Genomic DNA, 7,363 nt, shown 5'->3' with positions numbered 1-7,363 from the left:
GCCGTGGGGAGGGCGCGTGGTGGGGTCGTGGTGGGGCGGGGGGAACGTCGGTGGGGGCTGGTAGAACGGGGGTGGGTCACTGAGCCGGGGGTGGAGATGCGCGTCAAGGACATGCCGGTAGCCGACCAGCCCAGAGAGCGGCTGCTGGCGTCGGGAGCGGTGGCGCTCGCGGACCGGGAGCTGCTCGCGCTGCTGCTCGGGTCGGGCAGCCGGGGGGTGAGCGCGGTCGAGCTGGCCTCCCGGGTGATCCAGCACTGCGGCGACCTGGGCGAGCTGGCCCGCGCCGAGGCCCACCGGCTGCTGGCGGTGCCGGGGGTCGGCCCTGCCAAGGCGGCTCGCATCTCGGCCGCCTTCCACCTGGTCAGACGCGCCCAGACCCAGCCGGAGCGGGTCCGGGTGACCTCCTCCTCCGACCTGGCCCACGCGGTCGCGCCCCTGCTCCACGGCCACGCCAGGGAACGCCTGGTCGTGGTCGTCTGCGACGCCGGCGGGAATATCCTGCGCCGCGCCGTCGTGAGCGAGGGCGGCAGCGACCACACACCGGCCCCGATCCGCGACATCATCACCACCGTTCTCACCTCGGGCGGCGCCGCTTTCGGCCTCGCCCACAACCATCCGAGCGGCTCGCTGGACCCGAGCCCGTCCGACCTCGCCGTCACCACCCACCTCCATCTCGCCGCCGAGACCGTCGGCCTCCGCCTGCTCGATCACCTCGTCGTCACCGACACGGCCTGGCGGCGCATCGACGCGTGAGTGCACAAGTCAGGCGGGCCGATACCCGCCTGAACACTCCTGCGGATCAAGTTAGCGACTCACTCTACGACATCGCAATGTCTCCATACGTATTGAATATGTTTACAGACGCAAGATCAGGTGTCTAGTTTGTGGCTTCATGTCCGCTTTTGGCTACGATCTGTCTGTGCTCGATCGTGAGGGGCCGAACCCCGTTTACAAGCAGATCGCGGATGCCATCGCGGCGCGCATCCGCAGCGGCGACCTGCCGGAAGGCAGCCCGATCCCGAGCGAGGCCGACCTCGTCGAGGAATACCGCATCGCCAGGACGACCGCCCGCCGGGTCGCCAGGGAGCTCAGGGAGCAGGGCCTGGCCTTCACCGTGCAAGGCGAGGGCACTTTCGTCGGGCAGCCCGGTTCGCCGCGCGGCCAGCGTAAGATCCCGCGCTACCAGGAGATCGCGGCAGAGGTGGCGGAACGCATCCGCAGCGGCGAACTCCCGCCGAATCGCCCGATCCCCAGCGAGCAGGGCCTGATCGACCAGTACGGTGTCTCCAAGGTCACCGCCCGCCAGGCCGTACAGCGGCTACGCGAGCAAGGCTGGGTCTTCACCGTGCCGCATCGCGGGACCTATGCCAACGAGAAGGAGAAGTGGCCAAAATAGCGCCCCTCAACCGTATGGATACGTCTATGATACGAGCATGCTCGATAGGGACGGCCACATACCGCTTTACCGGCAGATTGCCGACATCGTGGGGGAACGCATCCTCAACGGGGAGCTGACCCCGGGAGAACCGGTGCCCAGCGAGACCGAACTGAAGCGCGACTTCGACGTCGCGCAGATGACGGCCCGCCGGGTGCACCGCGAACTCCGCGACCGCCAGCTCATCCATACCGTTCCCGGCGAAGGCTCCTTCGTCGGGGCCCCCGGCACCCCCCGCCCTCCGTACCTGGCGCCGCTCTACCGCCAGATCGCCGACGAGGTCGCGGCCACCATCAGATCCGGCGAGATCGGGGCGAACCGCCCGATCCCCAGCGAGCGCACGCTCATGCTGGAGCACGGGGTCGCCAAGGCCACCATCCGCCAGGCCATCGCCCTGCTCCGGACCGAGGGCTGGGTCTTCACCGTGCCGTATCGGGGGACGTTCGCGTCACCACCGGAACACTGGCCGGCGCCGGAGCCCCAATCGGCGGCGCCTCCGTCGCCGTGATCCGGGCGCGCTGAGTGGCGGCCACGCATACCAGCACAACCAGGGCGGCCAGGATGGTGGCGGGGCCGAAGTCCTCCGCCAGCAGGAGCCAGGCCCACAGCAGCGTGAGCAGGGGCTGCGCGAGCTGGGTCTGGCCCGCCCTGGCGATACCGCCCATGGCCAGACCCGCGTACCAGGGCACGAAGCCGAGGAACATCGAGATCACGCCCACCCAGGCGAAACCGGCGAGCGCTGCCACGGACGGCCGGAGCTCGGTGGTCACGGCCAGCAGGATCGTCACCGGGACGGATACGGGCGTGGCGACCACCAGCGCGTACGAGATGACGCGCCAGCCCGGAGTCTCCCGCGCCAGCCTGGCGCCCTCGGTGTAACCGAACGCGGCCGACAGCAGGGCGAGCACCAGCAGCAGGTCGGCCGCCGAGACCCGCCCGCCACCCTGGCTGAGGGTGAACACGGTGATCGACACCGCGCCCAGCCCGCAGGCCACCCAGAACATCGGCCGCGGCCGCTCCCCCGCGCGCAGCACGGCGAACGCCGCCGTCGCCGCCGGAAGCAGCCCGATCACCACGGCCGAATGCGCCGTGCTCGCGCCGCCGTGCAACGCCAGGCCGCTGAACACGGGGAAACCGAAGACCACGGTGGCCGAGGTCAGGACGTACGCACGGAGGTGCCGCCGGGGTGGCAGCAGCGGGACCCTAGCCACCAGCAGGCAGGCGACCGCGCACAAGGCCGCGAGCACCGCGCGCCCGATCGCCACCAGATAGGGATCGAACCCGCGCATCGCGAACACGGTCCCCGGAAACGTCATCGAAAAGGCCAGCACGCCGAGGCCCGCGAGCATCGTGCCCCGCCAGGCGCCGGCCCGGGCTCGCGGAGTGAGCGCTACTGGATAACGGTCGATAGCGCTATTCTGTTCTCTCATGAAAGAGGATAGCAGTATCGCCAAAGTGGCCGACCTCCTGCGTGCGGAAGCCCAGCGGCTGGGGCCTGGGGCGAAGCTGCGATCCAGCCGGGAGCTGGTGCGCGAATTGGGAGTCAGCCCGGTGACCGTCTCGCGGGCCATCGCGCGGTTGACCGCGGAGGGACGAGTCATCACCCGGCCGGGGAGCGGCGCGTTCGCGGCGCCCGGGCGCCCGGAGTCCGCGCAGGCGGACTCGTCGTGGCAGACGGTCGCGCTGGGGGATCGGGTGGTGGACGACACGGGGGTGGCCGGGCTGCTGGCCGAACCGGGCGAGGGGGTGATCCCGCTGACCGGGGGCTATCTCAACGCGGCGCTGCGGCCGGTGCGGGAGCTGTCGGCCGCGGCGGCCAGGGCGGTGCGCAGGCCCGACGCGTGGGCGCTGCCGCCGCTGAACGGGCTGCCGGAGCTGCGGCGCTGGTTCGCGGCCGAGGTGGGGGCCTCGCGGAACGATGTGCTGGTGGTCAGCGGCGGGCAGGCCGCGCTCAGCCACGCCTTCCGGTCGCTGGCCGCGCCAGGGGAGCCGGTGCTGGTGGAGACGCCGACGTATCCGGGGGCGCTGGCGACGGCGAAGATGGCGGGGTTGCGGGCGGTCGCCGTACCGGTCGATCACGATGGGGTGCGGCCTGAGTTGCTGGCGGAGGCGTTCGCGGTGACGGGGGCGCGGGTGTTCTACTGCCAGCCGACGCTGCACAATCCGACCGGCGCGACGCTGACGCGGGAGCGGCGGGAGCAGGTGCTGGCCGTGGCGCGGGCGGCCGGAGCGTTCATCATCGAAGATGATTTTTCGCGCTATCTGGGGACCGGTGCGCCGCCGCCGGCGCTGGTGAGCATGGACGAGCACGGCACGGTCGTGCACGTGCTGTCGTTGAGCAAGATCTCGGCGCCCAGCCTGCGCGTGGCGGCGCTGATCGCGCGCGGGCCCGCGGCGCGGCGGCTGCGGGCCAGCCAGGTGGTGGAGTCGTTCTTCGTGGCCAGGCCGCTGCAGGAGACCGCGCTCGAGTTCGTCACCGCGCCCGGCTGGCGCCGCCACCTCGCCACGGTGCGCCGGGAGATCGGCGAGCGCCAGCGCCTGCTGCTCGCGGCCCTCGCCCGCCACCTGCCCGCCGCCGAAGTCCCTCTGGTCCCGCCCGGGGGCCTGCACCTGTGGGTACGCCTTCCGGACGAGACCGACGAAGCGGCGCTGGTGGAACGGGCGCACCGGGCGGGGGTCCTGGTCAGTCCCGGCCGGATCTACTACCCCGCGGAACCGCCGGGCCCCCGGATCCGGCTCACCCACATGGCCCCCGCCGACCACGCCGAACTCACCGAAGGGGTCATTCGCTTGGCGTCCACCTTCTGAACCGCTTCTGTTCGGGGGCGGGGATGTCGTCGTTGAGCAGCCGGGCCAGCCGGGTGCGCCGCTTCTTCTGCTCGTAGGCCAGGTAGGCCAGGTAGCTGACGTGCATGGCTTCTCCTCTGGAAGATGGACACCAGTAAAAGCGTTATACCGGTGTCGAATATTCCACAACCTGCAACTCCCGTACAGTGGTTTCGAGGTGATCCCGCACATGTCCGCTCCGGCTGAGCTGCTCCGCGACTTCGTGAACACCTACGACGTCGAAGGGGGGATGGACGATCTGGCTACCCCCGCCGAGCTGACGGTGTGGCTGCGGGAGCGTGACCTCATCGACCCGGCCGCGCGCGCCGTCGACCGCGACCTGGCCGTCGCCGTACGGCTGCGGGAAGGGCTGAGGGTCACGCTGCGCCACAATCACGACGCGATGATGCTCAACGCCCCACCCGAGCTCGCGTGGGCCCTGTCGGCGCTTCCGCTGCACGTGACCCTGGTCCAGGGCGTGCCGGGCCTGGCGCCGAGCTTGACCGGAGTCCCGGGCGGCCTCGCCAGGATCGCCGCACTGATCTCGGCCAGTCATGCCGACGGAAGCTGGCCACGCCTTAAAGTGTGCGTCGAGGGTACGTGCCAATGGGCGTTCATCGATTCGTCAAAGAACCGTTCCCGCGCGTGGTGCTCGATGCGCGTATGCGGGAATCGAACGAAAACCCGGACATATCGGGCACGACGCCAGGCGGAAGGTTCGGCGAGGCCCTCCTGACCAGTACGGTGTTACAGGCACAGAAAGGAGCCGGCCCAATGGGTGTTAGACCTGCCCGTCTCGAAGACGTCGACGCGGTGACGAGCACCCAGATTCGGGCGTGGAAGCAGGGCTACCGGGAGTTCCTCCCACCCGGCCCGCTGGAACAGATGACCGGAGCCGCCGCCGAGAAGATGTGGCGGCGCCAGTGGGACGAGGCCATCCTGTCCCCGCCGAGCCCCCGCCACCGGGTCCTGGTCGCGGTCGAGCGGGTCGTGATGGACACCGACCACTGGAGCGCTCTCGGGCCTGGCGGCATCCTCGCCCCGCCGTCGCATGAGCGGGCCTCCGACCGGGTCGTCGGGCTGGCCTCGCACGGGCCCGCCGAGGATCCCGACCTGCATCCGGCCACCACCGCCGAGCTGCTGACCTTACTCGTCGATCCCAACCACATCCGGCGCGGGCACGGCAGCCGGTTGCTCAACGCGACCGTCGACCATCTGCGTGAGGACGGTTACAGCGCGGTCGTGACCTGGGTCTTCGCCGACAATCATCCGATGCTCGGGTTCCTGGAGTCGGCCGGGTGGGGTGAGGACATGGCCGAGCGGGTGCTCGACATGGGCCGCCCGATCCGGATGATCCGGCTCGGCACCGACATCAGCTGAGGATTTTCTGTGGCAACCCCCGCACAATGGCTGGCCGGTGCGCGCCCGCGTACCCTGCCCGCCGCCGTCGTTCCGGTCGCCGTGGGAACCGGGGTGGCGGTTCAGGCGGGTGGGTGGGTCTGGTGGCGGGCGTTGCTCGCCTTGGTGGTGGCGCTGGCGCTGCAGATTGGCGTGAACTACGCCAACGATCACAGCGACGGCGTGAAGGGCACCGACACCGATCGGGTGGGCCCGATGCGCCTGGTCGGGTCCGGTGCGGCCACTGCTTCCCAGGTCCTCAAAGCCGCCCTCGGCTGCTTCCTGGTCGCCGCCGTGGCCGGTCTTGTTCTGGTGATCGCCACCCGGGCCTGGTGGCTGCTCGCCGTCGGCGCGCTCTGCATCCTGGCCGCGTGGTTCTATACGGGCGGCTCCCGGCCGTACGGCTACCGCGCCCTCGGTGAGCTGTCGGTCTTCGTCTTCTTCGGGCTGGTCGCGGTCGCCGGAACCACCTACGTCCAGATCGAGCGGCTGCCCTGGCTCGCCGTCGTCGCGGCGGTGCCGGTCGGCCTGCTGGCCTGCGCGCTCCTGGTCGTCAACAACCTGCGGGACATCACCACCGACGCCCCGGCGGGGAAGCGCACCCTCGCCGTGCTTCTGGGCGATCAGCGCACTCGCGCCCTCTACATCGCGTGCCTGCTGCTCCCCTACGGCGTGATCCTCGGCCTGATCCCGGCCGCGCCCTTCACGGCGCTGGTCCTGCTCTCCGGTTTCCTCGCCATCGCCCCCGTCAAGGCCGTCCGCGAGGGCGCCATCGGTCCGGCCCTGATCGCCACGCTGCAGCAGACCGGCCGGCTGCAGCTGGTGTTCGGGGTGCTCTTCGCCCTCGGGCTGGCCCTTCCCTAGAGGTCGAGGAGGGCTTCCAGGCCGTAGGTCAATCCGGGAACGTCACGGATTCTCCGTACGCCGAGGAGGGCGCCAGGCACGAACGACGCGCGGTTCATGGTGTCGTGGCGGATCGTCAGGGTTTCGCCCCCGCCGCCGAGGATGACCTCCTGGTGGGCGATCAGCGCTGAGATGCGCACCGCGTGCACCCGGATGCCCTCGACGTCCGCGCCGCGGGCTCCGTCGATCTCCTGCGTGGTCGCGTCGGGCGAGGGCCCCACCCCGGCCTTCCGCCGAGCCTCGGCTATCAGCTCCGCCGTCCGCCGAGCCGTCCCCGACGGCGCGTCGGCCTTCTGCGGATGGTGCAGCTCCACGATCTCGACAGACTCGAAGTACTTCGCCGCCTGCTGCGCGAAATGCATCATCAGCACGGCCGCGATCCCGAAATTGGGCGCGATCAGCACATTGGTCCCCGGATGCCGCGCGACCATCTCCCGCACGCGCTCCAACCGCCCCGGATCAAACCCCGTGGTCCCGACAACCGCGTGAATCCCCCGCGAGACACACCACTCCAGGTTGCCCATCACCACATCAGGATGCGTGAAGTCCACCACGACCTCAGCCGGAGCCAGCAACTCCAGCGAATCATCCTTGTCCACGGCCGCCACGAGCTCCATGTCCTCAGCCGCGTGTACGGCCTTGCACACTTCCACCCCAACCCGCCCACGCGCCCCAAGCACCCCAACACGAATCATGCCGCAAGGCTATCGCCCACGACCGTAACGGGGTTCCCCTACCTGCCCACCCTTTGATTCTCTCGGGCTCCGCCCGACCCCGCCGGCACCGTGGTCGCTCGAATGA

Annotated in this window: 10 protein-coding genes; 7 read left to right on the top strand and 3 right to left on the bottom strand. The window is 70.4% G+C overall.

What is annotated here, in order from left to right; translation table 11 throughout:
* From Amac_RS53060 to Amac_RS53050, 3 genes are all read left to right on the top strand, one after another.
* On the top strand, nt 1-753 hold a 753-nt coding region (locus Amac_RS53060; protein WP_246269269.1), incomplete at its 5' end, for a JAB domain-containing protein.
* Nucleotides 754-919: 166 nt separating this feature from the next.
* Complete coding sequence (locus Amac_RS53055; protein WP_246269268.1) at nt 920-1,396, top strand: GntR family transcriptional regulator; 477 nt, start codon at nt 920-922, stop codon at nt 1,394-1,396.
* Nucleotides 1,397-1,433: 37 nt separating this feature from the next.
* Nucleotides 1,434-1,943: a GntR family transcriptional regulator gene (locus Amac_RS53050; protein WP_155362019.1), complete on the top strand. Its 510-nt coding sequence runs from the start codon at nt 1,434-1,436 to the stop codon at nt 1,941-1,943.
* Here the strand turns inward: Amac_RS53050 and Amac_RS53045 are convergent.
* Nucleotides 1,855-2,865, bottom strand: a complete 1,011-nt coding sequence (locus Amac_RS53045; protein WP_155362018.1) for a DMT family transporter — start codon at nt 2,863-2,865, stop codon at nt 1,855-1,857. The two genes, Amac_RS53050 and Amac_RS53045, sit on opposite strands and share 89 nt — an antisense overlap.
* Here Amac_RS53045 and Amac_RS53040 point away from each other — a divergent pair.
* On the top strand, nt 2,864-4,243 hold the full coding sequence (locus tag Amac_RS53040) for an aminotransferase-like domain-containing protein (protein ID WP_155362017.1): 1,380 nt from the start codon (nt 2,864-2,866) through the stop codon (nt 4,241-4,243). The two genes, Amac_RS53045 and Amac_RS53040, sit on opposite strands and share 2 nt — an antisense overlap.
* On the opposite strand, the gene Amac_RS57670 is transcribed toward Amac_RS53040, so the two are convergent.
* Complete coding sequence (locus Amac_RS57670; protein ID WP_281356428.1) at nt 4,218-4,349, bottom strand: hypothetical protein; 132 nt, start codon at nt 4,347-4,349, stop codon at nt 4,218-4,220. The genes Amac_RS53040 and Amac_RS57670 overlap by 26 nt on opposite strands.
* Nucleotides 4,350-4,451: 102 nt before the next feature.
* On the opposite strand from Amac_RS57670, the gene Amac_RS53035 reads away from it, so the two are divergent.
* From Amac_RS53035 to Amac_RS53025, 3 genes are read left to right on the top strand one after another with little or no spacing between them, the layout of a single operon-like run.
* Complete coding sequence (locus tag Amac_RS53035) at nt 4,452-4,997, top strand: CGNR zinc finger domain-containing protein (protein WP_155362016.1); 546 nt, start codon at nt 4,452-4,454, stop codon at nt 4,995-4,997.
* A gap of 38 nt (nt 4,998-5,035) precedes the next feature.
* Entirely contained in the window at nt 5,036-5,641 is a 606-nt protein-coding gene (locus Amac_RS53030; protein ID WP_155351919.1) for a GNAT family N-acetyltransferase, read from the top strand.
* Nucleotides 5,642-5,650: 9 nt separating this feature from the next.
* Nucleotides 5,651-6,523: a 1,4-dihydroxy-2-naphthoate polyprenyltransferase gene (locus Amac_RS53025; protein ID WP_155362015.1), complete on the top strand. Its 873-nt coding sequence runs from the start codon at nt 5,651-5,653 to the stop codon at nt 6,521-6,523.
* Here Amac_RS53025 and dapB read toward each other — a convergent pair.
* Nucleotides 6,520-7,257 carry a 4-hydroxy-tetrahydrodipicolinate reductase gene (gene dapB, locus Amac_RS53020; RefSeq protein ID WP_155362014.1) on the bottom strand — a complete coding sequence of 246 codons (738 nt, stop codon included), beginning with the start codon at nt 7,255-7,257 and terminating at the stop codon, nt 6,520-6,522. The genes Amac_RS53025 and dapB overlap by 4 nt on opposite strands.
* Nucleotides 7,258-7,363: the final 106 nt, after the last annotated feature.

It is taken from the genome of Acrocarpospora macrocephala, assembly GCF_009687865.1.
In the GTDB taxonomy this organism is placed as follows: domain Bacteria; phylum Actinomycetota; class Actinomycetes; order Streptosporangiales; family Streptosporangiaceae; genus Acrocarpospora; species Acrocarpospora macrocephala.
This window is presented reverse-complemented; position numbering and strand designations above follow the sequence as displayed.

What these genes read in the sequence shown, in the direction of transcription:
- Amac_RS53050 (WP_155362019.1), top strand. Translation starts at nt 1,434, where the DNA reads ATGCTCGATAGGGACGGCCACATACCGCTTTACCGGCAGATTGCCGAC.
- Amac_RS53035 (WP_155362016.1), top strand. Translation starts at nt 4,452, where the DNA reads ATGTCCGCTCCGGCTGAGCTGCTCCGCGACTTCGTGAACACCTACGAC.
- Amac_RS53045 (WP_155362018.1), bottom strand. Translation starts at nt 2,865, where the DNA reads ATGAGAGAACAGAATAGCGCTATCGACCGTTATCCAGTAGCGCTCACT.
- dapB (WP_155362014.1), bottom strand. Translation starts at nt 7,257, where the DNA reads ATGATTCGTGTTGGGGTGCTTGGGGCGCGTGGGCGGGTTGGGGTGGAA.
- Amac_RS57670 (WP_281356428.1), bottom strand. Translation starts at nt 4,349, where the DNA reads ATGCACGTCAGCTACCTGGCCTACCTGGCCTACGAGCAGAAGAAGCGG.
- Amac_RS53040 (WP_155362017.1), top strand. Translation starts at nt 2,864, where the DNA reads ATGAAAGAGGATAGCAGTATCGCCAAAGTGGCCGACCTCCTGCGTGCG.
- Amac_RS53030 (WP_155351919.1), top strand. Translation starts at nt 5,036, where the DNA reads ATGGGTGTTAGACCTGCCCGTCTCGAAGACGTCGACGCGGTGACGAGC.